Genomic DNA, 19455 nt, shown 5'->3' on the forward strand with positions numbered 1-19455 from the left:
TCCCGACTGCGGGATAGATCAGCGCAGTTGGGGACCGACCACCCATTCGCCCCGGCGCATCACGCCCTTCAGGTCGAAGTCCGCGTCCAGGAGGACGAGGTCCGCGTCCTTGCCTGGCTCCAGGGAGCCGATGCGGTCGGACATGCCGAGCAGGCGGGCCGGGGTTGCCGAGAGGGCCTGTACCGCGTCCTCGACCGACAGACCGTCGATCGTGACCGCGCGTTTGAAGGCGCGGTCCAGGGTGAGGGTGGAGCCCGCGATCGTGCCGTCCTCGACCAGGCGGGCCACGCCGTCGGCGACCTCCACCTCCAGTGGGCCGAGCCAGTAGCGGCCGTCGCCGAAACCGGCCGCGTCCATCGCGTCCGTGATGAACGCGACCCGTGACGCGCCCGCGTGGTGGAACGCCAGTTGGAGCGCGGCGGGGTGCAGGTGCGTGCCGTCGTTGATCAGCTCGACCGTGATCCGGTCGTCCTCCAGGAGCGCCGCGATCGGGCCGGGGAAGCGGTGGCCGAGGGGCGGCATCGCGTTGAAGAGGTGCGTGGCCACCGTCGCGCCCGCGTCGATGGCCTCGACGGTCTGCTCGTAGGTCGCGTCCGTGTGGCCGATCGCCGCGATCACGCCCTGGTCGGCCAGGAGGCGTACGGAGTCCAGGCCGCCGGGGAGCTCGGTGGCCAGCGTGACCATCCTCGCCTGGCCCCGGGCCGCCTCGATCAGCTTGCGGACGTCCGCGGGGTGCGGATCGCGCAGCAGGTCCTCGGCGTGGGCGCCCTTGCGGCAGGGGGAGATGAACGGGCCCTCGAAGTGGACGCCGGCGATCTCGCCCTGCTCGGCCAGCTCGCTGAGCAGGCCCGCGCGTTGGGAGAGGAAGTCCATGTCGCCGGTGACGGTGGAGGCGACCAGGGTGGTCGTGCCGTGCAGGCGGTGGGTGTGGATGCCCTTGAGGATGTCCTCGGCCGAGCCGGAGGTGAAGGAGGCTCCGCCGCCGCCGTGGTTGTGCAGGTCGACGAACCCGGGGATGACGTAGTGGCCTGTTACGTCGATGACCTGGGCGTTTTCGGGGGTGGTGGGGGTGATGCGGGTGCCGTCGATGGTCAGCCGGCTGTCTTGGACGGCCCCGGTGGGGAGGACCACCGTCGCGCCGGACAGGACCGTGGGGGTTCCTGACGTTGCCGGGTGCGGGTGGTGTGTGGCTTGTCGCGCAGTTCCCCGCGCCCCTGGGTCCGCTGCCATCAGGGCGATACCTCCGTACGGTCCGTGTGGTTGAGGAGATCCCAGGCGAGCAGGCCCGCGCCCAGACAACCCGCCGAGTCGCCCAGGGCCGCCGGGACGATCGGCGGCTGTTTCTGGAAGGTGACGCGGCGGTCGATGGCCTCGCGCAGGGGCGTGAACAGCGTCTCTCCCGCCTCGGCCAGGCCGCCGCCGATGATCAGGGTGCGGGGGTCCAGCAGGGTGAGGGCCGTGACCAGGCCGTCGGCGAGGGCGTCCACCGCCTCCTGCCAGACCGCCCGGGCCCGTGGGTCGCCGGATACGACGGCCTTCGCGCAGTCGGCCGCGTCCGCGTCCGGGTCGCCCGAGGCCGCGGCCCAGGCCTCGCTGACGGCCGCCGCAGAGGCGAAACGCTCCAGGCAGCCGCGCTGCCCGCACGGGCAGGGGGCTCCTCCGGGGCGTACGACGATGTGGCCGATCTCGCCCGCGAAGCCGTGCGCGCCCGACTCGACCCGGCCCTCGACGCCGATGCCGCCCGCGATGCCGGTGCCCAGCGCCACGAACAGGAACCGGTCGGCGCCCCGGCCCGCGCCGACCCGGCCCTCGGCGAGAGCACCGGTGCGCACGTCGTGGCCGAGGGCGACCGGGACGCCCAGCCGTTCCGCGAGCGCGTCACGCAGGGGGACGTCGCGCCAGCCGAGGTTCGCGGCGTAGACGGCGATGCCCGCCGCCTCGTCGACGATGCCGGGCACGGCCACACCGGCGGCGGCCGCGGGCGTGCCGAAGTGCTCGGCGCCGTACGCGTGCAGCTCGGCGGCGAAGTCGAGGATGCCCGCGACGACGGCCTCCGGGCCCTGCTCGCGTCCGGTGGCCCGGCGGGACCGGTGCAGCACCTCGCCCCCGGGCCCGGCCAGAGCGGCCTTCATTCCGGTGCCGCCCACGTCCAGGGCGATGACATGTCTCACGGAACACAGTGTGACCCGGGGACCCGCGAGAGGTCTAGTCCACTCACGTGGTGTAGACCTTATTCCGAATATCGAAAGTTTTCGGTGGCGGTGACGCCAGGGTTGGGGAAGTACAGCGGTGCAGCGGCAGCGGATGGCAGGAACGATCGCGGTGGTGTCCGCACTGGGCATGACGGCGGTCCTCGGCGGCTGCGGCGTGACGGGCGGCTCCGCCGACGTGACCCTGAAGCTGGTCGCCGCCGACTACGGCGACAGCAAGGCCAACAGCTCCCAGAAGTACTGGGACAAGCTCGTCGCGGAGTACGAGGCCGACCACCCCGACGTGGAGATCGACGTCAGCGTCTACTCCTGGAACGACGTCGACCGCAAGGTCCGGGAGATGGTCGCCGCCGGTGACCCGCCGGACATGGCGCAGATCGGCTCGTACGCCGGGTACGCGGCGCAGAACCAGCTCTACAAGGCCGACGAACTGCTCTCCATACCCGTGCAGGCCGACTTCGTCGGGCAGCTCGCCTCCGCGGGGCAGGTGAAGGGCGTGCAGTACGGCATGCCGTTCGCCTCCTCCACGCGCGTGCTCTTCTACAACAAGACCCTCTTCTCCGAGGCAGGCATCACCCCGCCGAAGACCTGGGACGACCTGGCCGACGACGCCGAGGCGCTCAAGGCGGAGGGCGTGACCTACCCGTACGCGCTGCCGCTCGGCCCGGAGGAGGCGCCGGCCGAGACCATGCAGTGGATGCTCAGCGGCGGGGGCGGCTACACCGACACCGTCGACAGCTACGGCATCGACTCCCCCGAGAACGTCGACACCTTCTCCTGGCTGAAGGACGAACTCGTCGGCAAGGGCCTGAACGGGCCGGTCGCGCCCGGGGAGCTGAACCGGGCCGACGCGTACGCCGCCTTCGCCAAGGGCGAGGTCGGCATGGTCAACGGGCACCCGTCGCTGATGAACATCGCCGGGAAGAAGGGCGTCAAGTACGGCATGGTGCCGACGCCGGGCAAGGAGGGCACGAGCAAGTCCACGCTCGGTGTCGCCGACTGGATGACGGCCTTCCGCAAGAACGGCAACCGCGACCAGGTCGGCGACTTCCTCGACTTCGTGTACAGCGAGAAGAACGTGCTGGCCTTCTCCCGCGAGTACGACCTGCTGCCGGTCACCACCTCCGCGTCCGGGACGATGGCCGTGTCCGAGCAGGACCGGCACCTCCGGCCGTTCCTGGAGGAGCTGCTGACCTCCGAGCTGTACCCGGTCGGCAAGACCTCCTGGGCCGACGTCAGCGCCGAGATCAAGCAGCGGATCGGCAAGGCCGTCGCCCCCGGCGGCAGCCCCTCGGTCGTCCTCGGGCAGCTCCAGGCGGAGGCGTCCCGGGCGGAGAACGCGGAGTAGGCGCCGGCTGGGCGCTGTCGGTGGTGGGCGTTACGGTGCCGGGCATGGACGAGGACACGGGTGAGCAGGGGCGGCTCGGGCGGCGGGAGCGGGACATCCTCGCGCTCGAAGGGCGGAGCTTTTCCGGTCCCGGTGCGAAGGAACGGGCCGTGCGGGAGGAGCTGGGGCTTGCTCCTGTGCGTTACTTCCAGCTCCTCAATGCCCTGCTGGACGACCCGAGGGCTCTTGCCCACGACCCGGTGACGGTGAATCGGCTGCGGCGGGTTCGGGAGCGGCGGCGGGCTGAACGCTGAGGTTCGCGGGGTGCGGGCGCGTCGTGGCTGGTCGCGCCCACGCGGCGGAGCCGCAGATCGATACAGCCCCGCGCCCCTTTGGGGCGCCTCTAGTCGAGCCGTTGGGCCAGTGCTGCCAGCAGGCGTACGACGCCCTCCGGGCCCTCCACCACCAGGTCCGCGCGCTCCCGTAGTTCCGTCACCTCGTCGCTGCCGCTGCATACCAGCAGGCCCGGGGTGCCGTTCGTGCGGAGACGGTCGACGGCGGAGAAGGCGGGGAGGTCGCCCAGGTCGTCGCCGCCGTAGAGGACGGAACCGGCGCCGATCTCCTGGGCGAACTCGGTCAGGGCGACGCCCTTGTCCATGCCGGGCGGGCGGAGTTCGAGGACCATGCGGCCGGGTTCGACGATCAGGCCGTGGCGGCCGGCCAGGCCGGTCAGCGGCTCGCGCAGTTGGTCCAGGGTGGCCTGCGGGTCGGCGGCGCGGCGCGTGTGCACGGCCACGGCCCGGCCCTTCTCCTCGATCCAGGTTCCCTGCGACGCCCCGAGCCGTTCGAGGAGTTCGGGCAGTTCCGTGCGGACGCCCGCGACTCCGGGGTGCGGGGGAGGGGCGGTGATCTCGCCGGTACGGGCGTCCCACCGCTCGGCGCCGTAGTGCCCCAGGACGACGAGGTGCTCCAGGCCGGGGACGTCGGCGAAGCCGCCGTTGCGCACCGCGACCTCGGCGGGCCGACCGGTGATCACCGCCACGGCGGCGACCTTCGGCGCGAGCGCCGCCAGCGCGGGCACGGCCTCGGGATGGGCCCGGGCCTTCTCGGGATCGGCGACGATCGGCGCGAGCGTCCCGTCGAGGTCGAGCCCGATCAGGGCCTTGCCGGGATGAGTGAGGAGAGCGTCCAGACCTTCCTGCCCGGCCTTCGTGGCGGGCGCCGGAAGCCCATGATCCCCGTGATCCGTGTGCAGGCTGGTCACCACCGCTCAGCCCCTCAACGCGTCGAGCTGGTCCACGAACCACTGCGCCGGCGGCAGCGCGGTCGCTGCCGCTGCCAGGCGTTTGGCGCGCTCGGCGCGTTCCTCCGGGCGCATCGAGAGTGCCTCGTGGAGGGCCGCGGCCGTGCCGGTGACGTCGTACGGGTTCACGGTGATCGCGTCCTCGCCCAGCTCCTCGTACGCCCCGGCCTCCCGCGACAGCACCAGCGCGCAGCCCGCGTCGGAGACGACCGGGACCTCCTTGGCGACGAGGTTCATGCCGTCGCGGATGGGGTTGACGAGTGCGACGTCGGCCAGCCGGTAGGCGGCCAGGGAGCGTGCGAAGTCGTCCTTGACGTGCAGGACGATCGGCGTCCAGCCCGGTGTCCCGTACTGCTCGTTGATCTCGTCCGCCAGCCGCTGCACCTCGGCCGTGTAGTCGCGGTACACCGCGAGGTCCTGCCGGGAGGGGTAGGCGAAGGCCACGTGTACGACGCGCTCGCGCCACTCGGGGTGGTCGTCGAGCAGCTGCCGGTACGCCAGCAGACCGCGCACGATGTTCTTCGACAGCTCGGTGCGGTCGACGCGGACGATGGTGCGGCGGCCCTCGCCGATCTGCTCACGCAGGGAGGCCATCCGCTCCTCGACGTCCTGCTCGTGGGACCGCTGCCGCAGGAAGTCCGCGTCGGCCCCCAGCCCGTGCACGCCGATCCGCGTGCCCCCGAGTCCGTCGGCGAACCGCTCGGCGCATTCGGCGAACGCGTCCGCCCAGCGCTGGGTGAGAAAGCCCAGCCGGTCCGCGCCCAGCATGCCGCGCAGCACCTGCCCCGCCACATCGTCCGGCAGCATCCGGAAGTACTCGGGCGGCGCCCAAGGCGTGTGCGAGAAGTGCCCGATCCGGACGTCCGGGCGCAGCTCGCGGAGCAGGCCGGGCACCAGGCACAGGTGGTAGTCCTGCACCACGACCGCCGCGCCCTCGGCCGCCTCCTCCGCCAGCGCCTGGGCGAACGCCCGGTTGTACGCCTCGTACGACGCCCACTGCCGCCGGAACTCCGCGTCGAAGACCGGCTCCAGCGGGGTCTGGTACAGCATGTGGTGGACGAACCAGAGCACCGAGTTGGCGACGCCGTTGTACGCGTCGGCGTGCACGTCGGCGGGGATGTCCAGCATCCGTACGCCGTCCTCGCCGACCCCGCGCCGTACGGCCTCGCGGTCGCCGTCGGACAGCGCGGAGCAGACCCACAGCGCGTCCGCGTCCGAGCCGATCGCGGAGAGCCCCGAGACCAGTCCGCCGCCGCCGCGCTTGGCGTTCAGCGAACCGTCCTCGCCCACCGTGTAGGAGACCGGGCCGCGGTTGGAGGCCACCAGCACCCGCGCAGCACCGTACGTAGAAGCCATAGCCCTCAACCTAGCCCGGCCCGGAAACGCTCAAACGTACGGACCTGACCCGACCGGCCGAAAAACAGCCCCGGTCAGGCGGCCTTCCGTGCCTGGTACTCGGCGATCTCCACCATCGGCGGACGCTCCTCGGTGTCCACGGAGTACGTCCGCGGCTCGAAGCCGTCCCCGCCCCGCTCGAACTGCGTCAGGGACGGCCGGATCAGATGCCCGCGGGCCAGCCGGAGCTGGGCCGTGCGGTAGATCGCGGCGGCCATCCGGCCCAGCGCCTGCCCGTCCTGGTGCCGGTGCTTGCGCACCCCGACATCGACCTGGGCGAGCGCGTCGAGCCCCGCCAGGTGCAGGGCGTCGACCAGCATGCCCAGCTCGACGCCGTAGCCGACGGGGAACGGCAGCTGCTCCAGCAGGGAGCGGCGGGCCGCGTACTCGCCGCCGAGCGGCTGCACGAAGCCGGCGAGCTGTGGCCAGTGCATGTTGAGCAGCGGGCGGGCCATCAGCTCGGTGACCCGGCCGCCCTGCCCGGCGGCGCCGCCGAGCGGACGGTCGTACATGGCCTTCACCAGGTCCACGTCCGGCTCGGTGAGCAGCGGGCCGACGATCCCGGAGACGAAGTCGGACGAGAAGTCCCTGAGGTCCGCGTCGACGAAGCAGACGATGTCCCCGCGGGTGGCGAGCAGCGAGCGCCACAGCACCTCGCCCTTGCCGGGCACCGCGGGCAGCCGCGGGAGTATCGCGTCCCGGTGCACCACCGTCGCGCCCGCGGCCGCGGCCACCTCCGACGTACGGTCGGTCGAGCCGGAGTCGACGACGACGAGTTCGTCTACGAGCGGCACCTGCCGCATCAGGTCGTGGCGGATGACGGCCGCGATGTCGCCGACCGTCTCCTCCTCGTTGAGCGCGGGCAGCACGACACTGACCGTCTGGCCCGTGCGCTGCTTGGCGGCGAGTATCTGGTGGAGGGGGCGATCGGTCGCGGACCAGGAACGGGTGCTCAGCCAGCGCTCGACTTCTTCCAGCACCGTGGCGGCTCCTCTGCGTACTCTCGGCGGGACGGACTGTGAGCCATCTCGCGGTTCGGACGACTATCTCAACTGTCCTGGTCGTCGGTTACAGTCTTGAACAACGCGGGTGACCATCGCATGTCCGGGGTCAACCCACGTCGACAACCGAATACAGCTCATCCAGAGGGGCAGAGGGAAACGGCCCGTTGAAGCCCCGGCAACCCTCCAGTCGGTACTCGTAGGTCACTGTCGACCACACGCGCGAGGCTCCCGGCTCGGGAAGGTGCCAAATCCGTCTCACGGCGAGATGCGTCGTGAGGAAGATGAGGAGAAAGGGCCTCGCCTCACATGGCTGCGCAGACTGTTGCAAGCACCACCGAATCCACCGTAGACCTCGGCCCCGCCGCCGCCCTGAGCTGCCGCGAGTGCGGTCACCGCGTCCCGCTCGGCCCGGTCTTCGCGTGCCAGGAGTGTTTCGGCCCGCTGGAGATCGCCTACGACTTCTCGGCCTACGACACCGAAGAGCTCCGCAAGCGCATCGAAGCGGGCCCCGCGAACATCTGGCGCTACGCCCCGCTGCTGCCGGTCCCGGCCGACGTCGCGGACAAGCCGAACATCAACCCCGGCTGGACCAAGCTCGTCAAGGCCGACAACCTCGCCCGTGAGCTCGGCGTCGACGCCGGCAAGCTCTTCGTCAAGGACGACTCCGGCAACCCGACGCACTCCTTCAAGGACCGCGTCGTCGCCCAGGCCCTGGAGGCCGCCCGCGCCTTCGGCTTCACCACCCTGTCCTGCTCCTCCACCGGCAACCTCGCCGGTGCGGTGGGCGCCGCCGCGGCCCGCGCCGGCTTCCGCTCCTGCGTGTTCATCCCGCACGACCTGGAGCAGGGCAAGGTCGTGATGGCCGCGGTCTACGGCGGCGAGCTCGTCGGCATCGAGGGCAACTACGACGACGTGAACCGCTTCTGCTCCGAGCTGATCGGCGACCCGGCCGGCGAGGGCTGGGGCTTCGTCAACGTCAACCTGCGGCCGTACTACGCCGAGGGCTCCAAGACCCTCGCGTACGAGATCTGCGAGCAGCTCGGCTGGCAGCTGCCCGACCAGCTCGTGGTGCCGATCGCCTCCGGCTCGCAGCTCACGAAGATCGACAAGGGTCTGCAGGAGCTCATCAAGCTCGGTCTGGTCGAGGACAAGCCGTACAAGATCTTCGGCGCGCAGGCGCTCGGCTGCTCGCCGGTGTCGACGGCTTTCAAGGCCGGGCACGACGTCGTACGTCCCCAGAAGCCGGACACCATCGCCAAGTCGCTGGCGATCGGGAACCCGGCGGACGGGCCGTACGTGCTGGACATCGCGCGGCGTACGGGTGGTGCGGTGGAGGACGTGAACGACGAGCAGGTCGTCGAGGCGATCAAGCTGCTTGCCCGGACCGAGGGTGTCTTTGCGGAGACCGCCGGTGGGGTGACGGTGGGGGTGGCGAAGAAGCTGCTGGAGAACGGGCTTCTCGACCCGTCATTGACGACCGTGGTGCTGAACACGGGTGATGGGCTGAAGACGTTGGACGCGGTGGCGGGGACCGGGCTGACCGCGACGATTCGTCCCAACCTTGATTCGTTCCGTGAGGCTGGGCTCGTCTGATCGTTGACGGCTGCGGGCCGGTGGGGGGCTGGTCGCGCAGTTCCCCGCGCCCCTAAAGCAGGTCCGCTACCCAACCGGAGGTTTTGAAGTCATGAGCGTCACCGTTCGCATCCCCACCATCCTGCGTACCTACACCGGCGGGCAGGCCGAGGTCGCCGCCGAGGGCGGGAACCTCGGGGAGGTCATCGCCGATCTGGAGAAGAACCACACCGGGATCGCCGCCCGGGTGCTGGACGACCAGGGCAAGCTGCGCCGGTTCGTCAACGTGTACGTCAATGACGACGACGTGCGGTTCGAGCAGGGTCTTGAGACGGCCACTCCGGACGGTGCCGGGGTGTCGATCATTCCGGCCGTCGCCGGCGGCTGAACCGGTCGACCGGCCCGATTATTACCATCGGTAACGGCCGTCACTGAGCGTTGATTGAATTGCCCCCTCCGTGAGAGAAGCGGAGGGGGCAATTCTGTGTGGTTGAGCGCGGTACAGTTGGGGAACGCGATCCCGATCCCCTGATCGGGCACCCTGAATTCCTGCCGCGAGCCCGACAAGATGTAGCCAAAGTGTGTGTGTCTTTCGCGGCTTTTGTTCCCTTTGTGTGGCCCGACTTGCCCTGAAGTCTGGCGAATTCTCCCCACATTCCGGATCCTGTGCGTCCGGAATTCTCGTCCGATTGACCTGTTGCAGAGGGCAGTTGGACAGATACATTCGGCCGCGGTCGACGCGTTCCGGCGCACGCCCCCAATCCGTGGGGGGTGAGGTCTGACCCGGATCCGCGAAGTGCGGATCTGTGCAAGGGCCAGTAATAGGGGAGTTAGGCATGGCTCAGGGCACCGTCAAGTGGTTCAACGCGGAGAAGGGGTACGGCTTCATCGCGGTCGACGGTGGTGCGGATGTTTTCGTCCACTACAGCGCGATTCAGATGGACGGCTACCGCACCCTTGAAGAGGGTCAGCGGGTCGAGTTCGAGATCTCGCAGGGCCAGAAGGGTCCACAGGCCGACATGGTTCGCGTCGCTGCCTGAACGCGCGACCACGACAAACCGCAAGCGGCAGGTCTTCTCTGAAGGGCCCGTACCCCCCGGGGTACGGGCCCTTCGGTCTGTCCGCATGACCCGCCGGACCTCGTTCGCGGCTGGCTGACCGGCCCGCCCGATCCCCGAGAGGCGCTTGCACTCGACATGCCCGAGTGCTAATCATTGCGTTAGCACTCTGAAGGTGAGAGTGACAACGTAAGGACCGGGTCGGTGAGGCCCGCAGGCCGGGTGGGGAAGGAACCACGAGGCTGGCGAGCCGTCCGTCGCGGGCGCGGGCGCGGTCCGAAGTAATCACCCCCAGTCCTGGAGGGACCACTTCACATGGCCAAGATCATCGCGTTCGACGAGGAGGCGCGGCGCGGCCTCGAGCGCGGCATGAACCAGCTCGCGGACGCCGTCAAGGTGACGCTCGGCCCCAAGGGTCGCAACGTCGTCCTCGAGAAGAAGTGGGGCGCCCCCACGATCACCAACGATGGTGTCTCCATCGCCAAGGAGATCGAGCTCGAGGACCCGTACGAGAAGATCGGCGCCGAGCTGGTCAAGGAAGTCGCCAAGAAGACGGACGACGTCGCCGGTGACGGTACGACCACCGCGACCGTTCTCGCCCAGGCCCTGGTCAAGGAGGGTCTGCGCAACGTAGCCGCCGGCGCCAACCCGATGGCCCTCAAGCGTGGCATCGAGCGCGCCGTCGAGGCCGTCTCCGCCGCCCTGCTGGAGCAGGCGAAGGATGTCGAGACCAAGGAGCAGATCGCTTCCACGGCCTCCATCTCCGCCGCCGACACCCAGATCGGCGAGCTCATCGCCGAGGCCATGGACAAGGTCGGCAAGGAAGGCGTCATCACCGTCGAGGAGTCCCAGACCTTCGGTCTGGAGCTGGAGCTCACCGAGGGTATGCGCTTCGACAAGGGCTACATCTCGGCGTACTTCGCCACCGACATGGAGCGTATGGAGGCCGTCCTCGACGACCCGTACATCCTGATCGCGAACTCCAAGATCGCGAACGTCAAGGACCTGCTCCCGCTCCTGGAGAAGGTCATGCAGTCGGGCAAGCCGCTGCTGATCATCGCCGAGGACGTCGAGGGCGAGGCCCTGTCGACCCTGGTCGTCAACAAGATCCGCGGCACCTTCAAGTCCGTCGCCGTCAAGGCCCCGGGCTTCGGCGACCGCCGCAAGGCGATGCTGCAGGACATCGGCATCCTCACGGGCGGCGAGGTGATCTCCGAGGAGGTCGGCCTCAAGCTGGAGAACGCCACGCTCGACCTGCTGGGCAAGGCGCGCAAGGTCGTCATCACCAAGGACGAGACGACCATCGTCGACGGCGCCGGCTCGACCGACCAGGTCAACGGCCGCGTCAACCAGATCCGCGCCGAGATCGAGAACAGCGACTCGGACTACGACCGCGAGAAGCTGCAGGAGCGCCTGGCGAAGCTCGCCGGCGGCGTCGCGGTCATCAAGGCCGGTGCCGCCACCGAGGTGGAGCTCAAGGAGCGCAAGCACCGCATCGAGGACGCCGTGCGCAACGCCAAGGCGGCCGTCGAGGAGGGCATCGTCGCCGGTGGTGGCGTGGCCCTGCTGCAGGCCTCCCAGGTCTTCGAGAAGCTGGAGCTCGAGGGTGACGAGGCGACCGGAGCCAACGCCGTGAAGCTCGCGCTGGAGGCCCCGCTCAAGCAGATCGCCGTCAACGGTGGTCTCGAGGGTGGCGTCGTCGTGGAGAAGGTCCGCAACCTCCAGGTCGGCCACGGCCTGAACGCCGCGACCGGTGAGTACGTCGACATGATCGCCGAGGGCATCATCGACCCGGCGAAGGTGACCCGTTCCGCTCTGCAGAACGCCGCCTCCATCGCCGCGCTGTTCCTCACCACCGAGGCCGTCATCGCCGACAAGCCGGAGAAGGCCGCCGCGCCCGCCGGTGGCGGTATGCCGGGCGGTGACATGGACTTCTGATCGACCCCTGGGATTTTCCCGGGTTGATCAACGGTCTTGCCGAGGGCGGCACTCCCTGTTCCGACAGGGGGTGCCGCCCTCGGGCGTGTGCGCGTGGGTGCGCGTATGTGGGTGTGTGCGGGCGTGTGCGGGGTCACAGCTCGGGCGGGATGGCAGGGGCGGGGCCGGTTCGTTGAAACGTACGCCTTATGCGCATGCACATACTGTCCGGTATCCGAAGGAGCCCCTGAGTGACTGTCGCCGCCTCCCGCGCCGCCGAAATCCTGTCCCGGCCCGTCTCGCTGGGCGGCCTGACCGTCCCGAACCGGATCGCGATGGCCCCGATGACCCGCATGTTCTCCCCGGGCGGCGTCCCCGGAGAGGACGTCGTCTCGTACTACTCCCGCCGCGCCGCCGCCGGAGTCGGCCTCATCGTCACCGAGGGCACCTACGTCGGGCACGACTCGGCCGGGCAGAGCGACCGCGTGCCGCGGTTCCACGGCGCGGAGCAGCTCGCGGGCTGGGCGAAGGTCGCCGACGCGGTGCACGCGGCGGGCGGCACGATCGTGCCGCAGCTCTGGCACATCGGCATGGTCCGCAACCAGGGTGAGCCGCCCGTCGCGGACGCCCCGGCCGTCGGCCCCTCCGGGCTGCGCATCGGCGCTTCGGAGCCCACCGGCAAGGCCATGACCCAGGCCGACATCGACGCCGTCATCGGCGCGTTCGCCGAGGCCGCTGCCGCCGCCGAGCGCATCGGCTTCGACGGCGTGGAGATCCACGGCGCCCACGGCTACCTGCTCGACCAGTTCCTCTGGGAGGGCACCAATCGCCGCACCGACGCCTATGGCGGCGACCGCGTCGCCCGCGCCAAGCTCTCGGAGGAGATCGTCGCGGCTGTCCGCGAGACCGTCTCCGCCGACTTCCCGATCATCTTCCGCTACTCGCAGTGGAAGCAGGAGGCCTACGACGCCCGCCTCGCCGAGACGCCCGAGGAGCTGGAGTCCATCCTGACCCCGCTGGCCGCCGCGGGTGTCGACGCCTTCCACGCCTCCACCCGCCGCTACTGGGTGCCCGAGTTCGACGACTCCGACCTCAACCTGGCCGGCTGGACCAAGAAGCTCACCGGCAAGCCCACCATCACCGTCGGTTCGGTCGGCCTGAACGGCGTCGACTTCCTCAAGTCCTTCCAGGGCCAGGGCGCTGAGGTCAACGACCTCGACAACCTCCTGGACCGCTTCGAGCGCGACGAGTTCGACATGGTCGCCGTCGGCCGCGCCCTGCTCCAGGACCCGCAGTGGGCGGCCAAGGTGCTGGACGGCCGCTTCGCGGACACGGCCCCGTACGACCCGGCGGCGCTGAAGACCCTCAGCTGACCTGGTCATCTGAGGCTCTGGATTTGCTTGCGTCAGTCAAGGACACTGGCCGAACGCCTGTGCACCGGCATTCCGTGAGGAGATCCAGATGACGACGACCGAGTCCCGTCCGCCGGCGGGCAGCCCTTCCGAAGAGCCCGCACCGGTGGTGCGTACCACCGCCGGTGCGGTCCGGGGCCGCAGGGAGGAGGGACTCGCCGTCTTCCGCGGCATCCCCTTCGCCGCGCCCCCGGTGGGCGAGGCCCGTTTCATGGCACCGCGCCCCGCCCACGCCTGGGACGGCATACGCGACGCCCACGCCTTCGGCCCGCCGCCCCCGCAGGACATCGGCAGCCTGGGCGGCCCGGGCCTGCTCGACGTACCCGAGGGCGACGAGTGGCTCACGGTCAACGTCTGGACCCCCGAAGCCGACCCGGCGGCCCGCCGCCCGGTGATGGTGTGGATCTACGGCGGTGCCTACAAGCTCGGCCACTCCGGCAGCCCCGGCTACGACGCCCGGCACATCGCGGCCGAAGGCGACGTGGTCGTCGTATCCCTCAACTACCGCCTGGGCATGGAGGGTTTCGCGTTCATCGAGGGCGCGCCCGCCAACCGTGGCCTGCTCGACCAGGTGGCGGCACTGGAATGGGTCCGCGACAACATCGAGGCGTTCGGCGGCGACCCCGACCAGGTCACGGTCTTCGGTGAATCGGCCGGCGCGGGCTCGGTCGCCTCGCTGCTCGCCATGCCACGGGCGGCCGGTCTCTTCCGCCGGGCGATCGCGCAGAGCGTGCCGGGGACGTTCTTCTCCGACGCACTCTCCCGTGACATCGGTCTCGCCCTGGCCGCCGAGCTGGGGCTGCGCCCCACGGTCGCCGATCTCTCGACGATCGCCCCGCACCGGCTGACGTCGGCGGGCGAGACGCTGGGCGCCAAGATGCTCCAGTACGTCGACCGCTGGGGTCAGGCGGCGCCCACGGTCACGCCGTTCTCCCCGGTGGTCGACGGCGAGGTCCTGCCGACCACGCCGTGGCAGGCCCTGGCGGCCGGTTCGGCGAGGGACATCGACCTGCTCGTCGGCCACAACCGTGACGAGTTCCGCCTCTTCCTCGCCATGGCGGGCCGGCTGGGCCAGATCACCGAGGAGCAGGCGACATCCGCCCTGCGCCTGTTCGCCCCGGGCCCCGACGGGGAGCGGGCCTATCGCGCGGCCTTCCCCGACGCCTCCCCGGGCGAGCTCTACGAGCGCGTCCAGACGGACTGGCTGTTCAACATGCCCTCCCTGCACCTGGCCGACGCGCAGCGCGCGGGCGGCGGCAGCGCCTACGTCTACGAACTGACCTGGGCGGCCCCGGGCAGCGGCGGCGCGCTCGGTGCCTGCCACGGCCTGGACATCCCGCTGCTGTTCGGCACGTACGGGGCGGACCTGGGGCTGCTGCTGTTCGGGGGCGTGGAGCCGTCCGCCGAGGCGCTTGCGCTGTCGTCCGGTTTCCGCGCGTCCTGGACCTCCTTCGCGCGGTCGGGCGACCCGGGCTGGCCGGCGTACGACGAGCAGGAGCGGCTGGTGCGGGTGCTGGACGCGCAGCCCGAGGTGAGCGCGTACCCGGAGGAGACCTCGCGGCGCCTGTGGGAGGGTCACGACTTCCAGGCCCTGCCCCTGCTGTGAGCTACAGGTTGCCCATCGGCTCGATGTCGACCTTGACCGGCGTCCCCCACACCCGCAGCACCTCGTAGTCGGTGAACTCGTGCACGAGCCGGTACGCCATGGCCGACCTGGGCGCCTTGCGCTGGGCGGCGATGTACAGCTCGGCCTCGCGGCGGTCCCGGCGCGGGGTGCCGCAGAGCTGCCAGGTCTGGCCGGTCCACAGCTCCGGCAGCCAGCGCTGCTGGGGCTGGGGGCGGTCGCCGCTCACGCCGTAGCGGGACTGGACGGGGTCGGTCTGCGGCTGCTGCGGCGCGGGTCCGTTGAACTCGTTCCGGCGGGCCGTCCGGCGCCGGGTCTCGCACAGCAGACACAGGTCGGGGGCGTTCTCGTCGACGGGGCCGTTCGGATGCTCGGGGCATCGCGTGCTGGGCGCCGCTCCCGTGACGCTCTCGTCCAGCAGGTCCAGGGCGCGCTTCAGATCGGCCTTGACCTCGTGCAGCTTGGCGTCCGGGGTGTCGGAGGTGAGGGCTTCCCCGTGCTCACCGAGAAGTCGGAGGGCACGGCCTAGGGCGGTGAGCTGGGCGTGATTCATACGTCCATTGTCGCCAGTCGGCGCGGTCCCGGTGCGTGGGGCGGGCTGTTCATCTCCTGTTCCCAGGCAGTCGCCGCCGTCGCCATCAGGGCAGTGACGTGGCGCAAGGCCTCTGCCATGACCTGCCGGCCACCGGTCCGCCGACGCAGTGCGGCCTCATCGAGCACGGACCACACGGACGGCCTCGCCGGCTCGTCGAGGATGCGGCTCCTTCTCGCGGGTGTGGCGGAGTTCGGCGCCCGCCCGGCCCTGCCCGCCACCGCCGAGCGGGACCGGTACCAGAGGGTGCGGCACGCCATCGATGACCAGGCGATCGTCGAGGTGGGCCGCCCGCAGCTGTCGTCGATCCGGCTGCACGCGGACCATGTCCCCGGGCCGCTGCCGACCGTCCTGTACGCGCCGACCTGGGAGGGCTGGAGCGACGACGACTGCCACAGGTCGCTGATCCCGATGGGTGTGAGGCTGGTGGAGAGGCTGCTCGCGGAGAACGTACGGGGCGTTGGGGCCGACAGGGTGCTCGTTCCGGGTCTGGTTCCGGGGCTGGTTCCGCGGTCTCGGGGGTCTGCGAGGCTGATCGTGGCGGTGACACTTCGCCGCCAAGTGTCATCTCCGATAGGTCGACGCCCCGGATTTCGCAACCTCTGAGTCGTCAAGATGCCCGGTCCGCACGCCGGTTCGGACCGGCGATCATTCGATCTGGACAAGTGTTGTCGAGTCCTCGGTAAGGGCGGTGTTCTGCCTCCCGACCGCGCACGGGCGTGCAAGCATGGAGGCATGCACGGATACGGATGATCGTCATCTCTGGTGATGCGGTCGCAAACCCAGCCGCCACTCATGTCTCCGCGTTCACCACTGGCATCAGGAACAAGTCCGTTTCGCTGCTTCTGTTGCCTGCGCATGATGATCATTCGCGGTCGGCCGTGGGTGGGCCTCATTTACTCGGACTATTGTGAGGGTGTCGTGACCGATCAGCAGGAAACGGCCGCAAAGCGCGCGGCACTGCTCGCACTCAAGGTCTTTGGCGGAACCTGCTGGATCGCAGCGTATCGCGAGGCAATCGCGGAGACCGAGGAAGAAGGTACGGAGCTGCTCCCCGAAGCCGCTCTCGCCTTCAACCTGGCATGGGAGGCAATCTATTCCGCCGGGGGTATCTGGACATGGCGGAAACTATCGCTGGAAGATCGCGTTCAGACTGCCATCAACATCGCCTGGTTGGCGCATGACGTGAAATGGACGCAGGCGATTCGTAAGTCCGGTGCCCATGTGCGCCCGGCGCTGATCGCCTTGGCCGTCGCCTATCAGCTTGCTTTTCTTTCCAGGCTCCCTCCGGGGGAGGCGGCCCGGATCTCGGCCCTTTGGCAGAATCTTGGGTTTTCTGCGTACTGCGCCATTGCAGACCCACAGAGCAAGGCCAGTGAGAGAGTTAGCCGGTTCACTCTGCTCCGAGCTGTGGGAACAGCCGTACCCACGATGACCTCTGGCGTTCTGCGCGGTGTGGAGCTCCGATATCTGGTCCCCGGGATGGGGTGCGTCGCCTTCGACCTGATGCGTCTTGTCAAGCATGGGAAGGTGCAGAAGTGGTGGCCCTCTCGATAGTCATTCCGACCCTCAATGAGGAGACGTACCTCGGGCCGCTGCTGGAGTCCCTGGCCGGAGAGTCCGGGGATCTGGCGGTCGAAGTGATCGTCGTCGATGCGAGCTTGAACGACTTGACGACAGAAGTGGCCAGGCGTTATTCGGAGCGGCTTGCCATGACGATCACCAAGTCGCCGACCGCTGACATCGGCACCCAAAGAAATATCGGAGCCGCCTTGGCGAGGTATGAGTATCTGCTCTTCCTCGATGCGGACGTGGTGCTGGGGCCGCAGGTGATCCAACGCTGTCTGCGCAGATTGGAGCCGCGGGAACTGTGCATGGTTTCGGTGCGCCATCGCCCGGACAGAAGTAATGCAGGAATACGCGCCACGCTCCTGCTCATCTATCTGCTGATTCTTCTGGCGCGGCTGTTCGGCTATCCGGTCACGAACGGTGACTTCATGATGACCAACAAGCGGACCTATCGCGCGTTGGACGGCTTCAAAGAAGGGTTCCTCCTCGGCGAGGATACGGATTTCGGGATCCGCGCCCGAGGGATGGGAGCACGGCACTCCATCGAGTGGCGTTCCTATGTCACTGCCAGCTCGCGGCGTCTCAGTGTGGTGCCGGCTCCGAGACTGGCGTTCATCTGGGCGGCCGCTTATCTGCGCGTAGTGCGAGGGAAGGGGCCGGTGGGAAAGCGGGCGAACGACCTTCGATACCCCTACGGGAAGTGGTCCGTCAGGCCGCACTGACAGCGATGCTGCTCAGAGAGACGCGGCCATCCGGCGACGGGCGCGGCTCTCCAAGGGGGCGAGGATGAAGAGTTGAACAAGCATCAGAAACAGCATGATGGCGCTCCACTCGACTCGCACGTAATGCACCGGCGGCACGAAGAACAAGATCCAGAATATGGATGACGTCTGGACGATGCCCCGTATCACCCAGACGGTGCGAAGCCTCGAGCTGAGTACCGGTCCGATGACGATGGGGAACATGGCGTCAGTGAAAAGAATGCCGGATATCAAGAGAAGTTGATTCACGGACGGGCTGCCGATGGTGGCGGCAAGAAAGTAGAACTGCGCCAATGCCGCAGTCAATGTCATATGGGCCAGAGCTCGTCTGATGGACCTCCCCACAGGGATGAGGAAGTAGAGGCGAACATTGTTGATGTAGAAGAGGCCCATCCACGTGAGAACGGCTAGGAGCTGGCACACCAGGACGACTTGATCAGATTCTATGTGCGCCTCCAGGCCTCCGGAATCAAACCGAATCCGGGGAGGGTCGGCGGTGAATTTTTGTACGCTTGTCTCGAAGGCCCTCTGTACGCAGATCGCGTAAAACGCGGCGATCGCAATCTTGTACGGCTCCCAAAACGCCTCACGTTTGGACCGGTCTGGTTCCGTTTCGGCTTCTCGTTCCGCTGCTTCAGGTCGGGAGCCGGCTGTGCGCAGCACGTAGAAGGAAATCATCAGGAAGGCCAAGGCGGCGGCACGTTTCAAACCTGTCCGGCGGATTGACATGTCCGAAGTGTACTCGGTAATGTCGTTCCTGTAAGCCAATAGCGAGAGAACATGAGTTCCGACTTGAGCTATGATTCTCGATGGGGTGAAGTTCGCGAAGAAGTTCGCCTGAGCTTGCAGAATCGACTTCGGGAGCTGGGTCTCCCTGAAGAGGTCTATTCCAGGATTTCGCGCGGGGGGCGCTTGAATCGGGCGGTCCTTTTCCTCATGGTGGCGAATCCCGATGCGGAGAAGCGGAAGCGCCGGGTCGCGGTCGACCTCGCCGTGGCACTGGAGATGATCCACAAGGCGAGTGTGATTCGTGATGACATAGAGGACGCGGATTTCCTTCGGCGCGGCCTCCCCACCGAGCGGGCGATCATGGGAGTTCCGGGCGCATTGGCGCTTTCGGACGTGCTCCTGACGGGCGGGCTCGCCGTCATTCAGCGTCTGGAGCCGGCGGCGATCAAAAGGGTTCTGAACGCGTTGGTGAACATGTCACGTGGGCAGTTCTGTGATCTGCAAGGACCTCTGGCGCCGGAGGATCCGTTCGGTATAGCGGAGTTGAAGACCGGAAGCCTTGTGGCGCTGGTGTTCTGGATGGGAGGTCTGCACGCCGGCCGCTCTCGAGGAGACCGCAGGCTGCTGCACACCATGGGGATGCATTTGGGAACGGCCTTCCAGCTTGCAAACGACGTAAATAACGTCACACGCAACGAAGGGCGAGGAAAGCTGCCGGGATCGGACCTGGCAGAGCATAGGAATTCCGCTATCTCGCAACTGATCGATCAGCAGGCCGGTGAATTTCCGGACGCGGTCGAGTCTTCCATCCACTTGGCTGTGGAACGTACCTGCTTGGAGATCGCTCGGCGGCTTGGTGAGGCGAAGAGGATTGCCTCATTATTGAAGTGTCCACTTCCAGAGGGAATCCATTTGCTGGTTTCAGATGAAAAGACAGCACGCTCCTTCGTGGGTGACCAGCAGTAGCCCTCCCCCACGGCCC

At 68.6% G+C, this 19455-nt stretch carries 20 protein-coding genes and 1 riboswitch; of the genes, 12 read left to right on the plus strand and 8 right to left on the minus strand.

The window, feature by feature from the left end:
- Window positions 1-18: 18 nt before the first annotated feature.
- Complete coding sequence (nagA, locus tag KJK29_RS20795) at window positions 19-1230, minus strand: N-acetylglucosamine-6-phosphate deacetylase (protein ID WP_215120654.1); 1212 nt, start codon at window positions 1228-1230, stop codon at window positions 19-21.
- Window positions 1230-2171: an ROK family protein gene (locus KJK29_RS20800; protein ID WP_215120655.1), complete on the minus strand. Its 942-nt coding sequence runs from the start codon at window positions 2169-2171 to the stop codon at window positions 1230-1232. Before KJK29_RS20800 ends, nagA begins: the two co-directional genes overlap by 1 nt.
- A gap of 133 nt (window positions 2172-2304) precedes the next feature.
- Here KJK29_RS20800 and KJK29_RS20805 point away from each other — a divergent pair, with 133 nt between their 5' ends.
- Together KJK29_RS20805 and KJK29_RS20810 are read left to right on the plus strand one after the other, a co-directional pair.
- The gene (locus KJK29_RS20805; protein ID WP_215120656.1) at window positions 2305-3558 is read left to right on the plus strand and encodes an ABC transporter substrate-binding protein; all 1254 of its coding nucleotides are present in this window, start codon (window positions 2305-2307) and stop codon (window positions 3556-3558) included.
- A 44-nt stretch (window positions 3559-3602) separates the two neighbouring features.
- On the plus strand, window positions 3603-3851 hold the full coding sequence (locus KJK29_RS20810) for a DUF3263 domain-containing protein (protein WP_215120657.1): 249 nt from the start codon (window positions 3603-3605) through the stop codon (window positions 3849-3851).
- A gap of 89 nt (window positions 3852-3940) precedes the next feature.
- Here KJK29_RS20810 and otsB read toward each other — a convergent pair whose 3' ends face one another.
- From otsB to KJK29_RS20825, 3 genes are all read right to left on the minus strand, one after another.
- Entirely contained in the window at window positions 3941-4801 is an 861-nt protein-coding gene (gene otsB, locus KJK29_RS20815) for a trehalose-phosphatase (protein ID WP_251057880.1), read from the minus strand.
- A 6-nt stretch (window positions 4802-4807) separates the two neighbouring features.
- A complete protein-coding gene (locus KJK29_RS20820; protein ID WP_215120658.1) occupies window positions 4808-6196 on the minus strand; it encodes an alpha,alpha-trehalose-phosphate synthase (UDP-forming) in 1389 nt (462 codons plus the stop codon).
- Window positions 6197-6270: 74 nt separating this feature from the next.
- Window positions 6271-7215 carry a glucosyl-3-phosphoglycerate synthase gene (locus tag KJK29_RS20825; RefSeq protein ID WP_215120659.1) on the minus strand — a complete coding sequence of 315 codons (945 nt, stop codon included), beginning with the start codon at window positions 7213-7215 and terminating at the stop codon, window positions 6271-6273.
- A 155-nt stretch (window positions 7216-7370) separates the two neighbouring features.
- Window positions 7371-7527: riboswitch (SAM riboswitch) on the plus strand.
- 18 nt (window positions 7528-7545) lie between these two features.
- On the opposite strand from KJK29_RS20825, the gene thrC reads away from it, so the two are divergent.
- The 6 genes from thrC to KJK29_RS20855 all read left to right on the plus strand — a co-directional run bounded on the left by thrC (window position 7546) and on the right by KJK29_RS20855 (window position 14804).
- A complete protein-coding gene (gene thrC / locus KJK29_RS20830; RefSeq protein ID WP_215120660.1) occupies window positions 7546-8832 on the plus strand; it encodes a threonine synthase in 1287 nt (428 codons plus the stop codon).
- A gap of 91 nt (window positions 8833-8923) precedes the next feature.
- On the plus strand, window positions 8924-9199 hold the full coding sequence (locus tag KJK29_RS20835) for a MoaD/ThiS family protein (RefSeq protein ID WP_215120661.1): 276 nt from the start codon (window positions 8924-8926) through the stop codon (window positions 9197-9199).
- A gap of 448 nt (window positions 9200-9647) precedes the next feature.
- Window positions 9648-9851: a cold-shock protein gene (locus tag KJK29_RS20840; protein ID WP_003949956.1), complete on the plus strand. Its 204-nt coding sequence runs from the start codon at window positions 9648-9650 to the stop codon at window positions 9849-9851.
- 333 nt (window positions 9852-10184) lie between these two features.
- Complete coding sequence (groL, locus tag KJK29_RS20845) at window positions 10185-11807, plus strand: chaperonin GroEL (RefSeq protein ID WP_215120662.1); 1623 nt, start codon at window positions 10185-10187, stop codon at window positions 11805-11807.
- Between the two features lie 230 nt (window positions 11808-12037).
- Window positions 12038-13159 carry an NADH:flavin oxidoreductase gene (locus tag KJK29_RS20850; RefSeq protein WP_215120663.1) on the plus strand — a complete coding sequence of 374 codons (1122 nt, stop codon included), beginning with the start codon at window positions 12038-12040 and terminating at the stop codon, window positions 13157-13159.
- Window positions 13160-13247: 88 nt separating this feature from the next.
- Window positions 13248-14804, plus strand: a complete 1557-nt coding sequence (locus KJK29_RS20855; RefSeq protein WP_215120664.1) for a carboxylesterase/lipase family protein — start codon at window positions 13248-13250, stop codon at window positions 14802-14804.
- Between the two features lies 1 nt (window position 14805).
- On the opposite strand, the gene KJK29_RS20860 is transcribed toward KJK29_RS20855, so the two are convergent.
- A complete protein-coding gene (locus tag KJK29_RS20860; RefSeq protein ID WP_215120665.1) occupies window positions 14806-15375 on the minus strand; it encodes a hypothetical protein in 570 nt (189 codons plus the stop codon).
- Window positions 15372-15674 (minus strand): Scr1 family TA system antitoxin-like transcriptional regulator, encoded by a 303-nt coding sequence (locus KJK29_RS39405; RefSeq protein ID WP_370869149.1) that lies wholly within the window; start codon window positions 15672-15674, stop codon window positions 15372-15374. Before KJK29_RS39405 ends, KJK29_RS20860 begins: the two co-directional genes overlap by 4 nt.
- Between KJK29_RS39405 and KJK29_RS38905 the strand changes: the two genes are divergently transcribed.
- The 3 genes from KJK29_RS38905 (at window position 15577) to KJK29_RS20875 (ending at window position 17705) form a co-directional block, all read left to right on the plus strand.
- Window positions 15577-16020 carry a hypothetical protein gene (locus KJK29_RS38905; RefSeq protein ID WP_251058170.1) on the plus strand — a complete coding sequence of 148 codons (444 nt, stop codon included), beginning with the start codon at window positions 15577-15579 and terminating at the stop codon, window positions 16018-16020. The two genes, KJK29_RS39405 and KJK29_RS38905, sit on opposite strands and share 98 nt — an antisense overlap.
- Window positions 16021-16335: 315 nt before the next feature.
- The gene (locus KJK29_RS20870; protein WP_215120666.1) at window positions 16336-16971 is read left to right on the plus strand and encodes a hypothetical protein; all 636 of its coding nucleotides are present in this window, start codon (window positions 16336-16338) and stop codon (window positions 16969-16971) included.
- Window positions 16956-17705 carry a glycosyltransferase family 2 protein gene (locus KJK29_RS20875; RefSeq protein ID WP_215120667.1) on the plus strand — a complete coding sequence of 250 codons (750 nt, stop codon included), beginning with the start codon at window positions 16956-16958 and terminating at the stop codon, window positions 17703-17705. Before KJK29_RS20870 ends, KJK29_RS20875 begins: the two co-directional genes overlap by 16 nt.
- A gap of 12 nt (window positions 17706-17717) precedes the next feature.
- On the opposite strand, the gene KJK29_RS20880 is transcribed toward KJK29_RS20875, so the two are convergent.
- The gene (locus KJK29_RS20880; RefSeq protein WP_215120668.1) at window positions 17718-18473 is read right to left on the minus strand and encodes a hypothetical protein; all 756 of its coding nucleotides are present in this window, start codon (window positions 18471-18473) and stop codon (window positions 17718-17720) included.
- 51 nt (window positions 18474-18524) lie between these two features.
- On the opposite strand from KJK29_RS20880, the gene KJK29_RS20885 reads away from it, so the two are divergent.
- A complete protein-coding gene (locus KJK29_RS20885) occupies window positions 18525-19439 on the plus strand; it encodes a polyprenyl synthetase family protein (protein WP_215120669.1) in 915 nt (304 codons plus the stop codon).
- The last annotated feature ends 16 nt before the right edge of the window (window positions 19440-19455 follow it).

Source organism: Streptomyces koelreuteriae, assembly GCF_018604545.1.
Taxonomy (GTDB): Bacteria; Actinomycetota; Actinomycetes; order Streptomycetales; family Streptomycetaceae; genus Streptomyces; species Streptomyces koelreuteriae.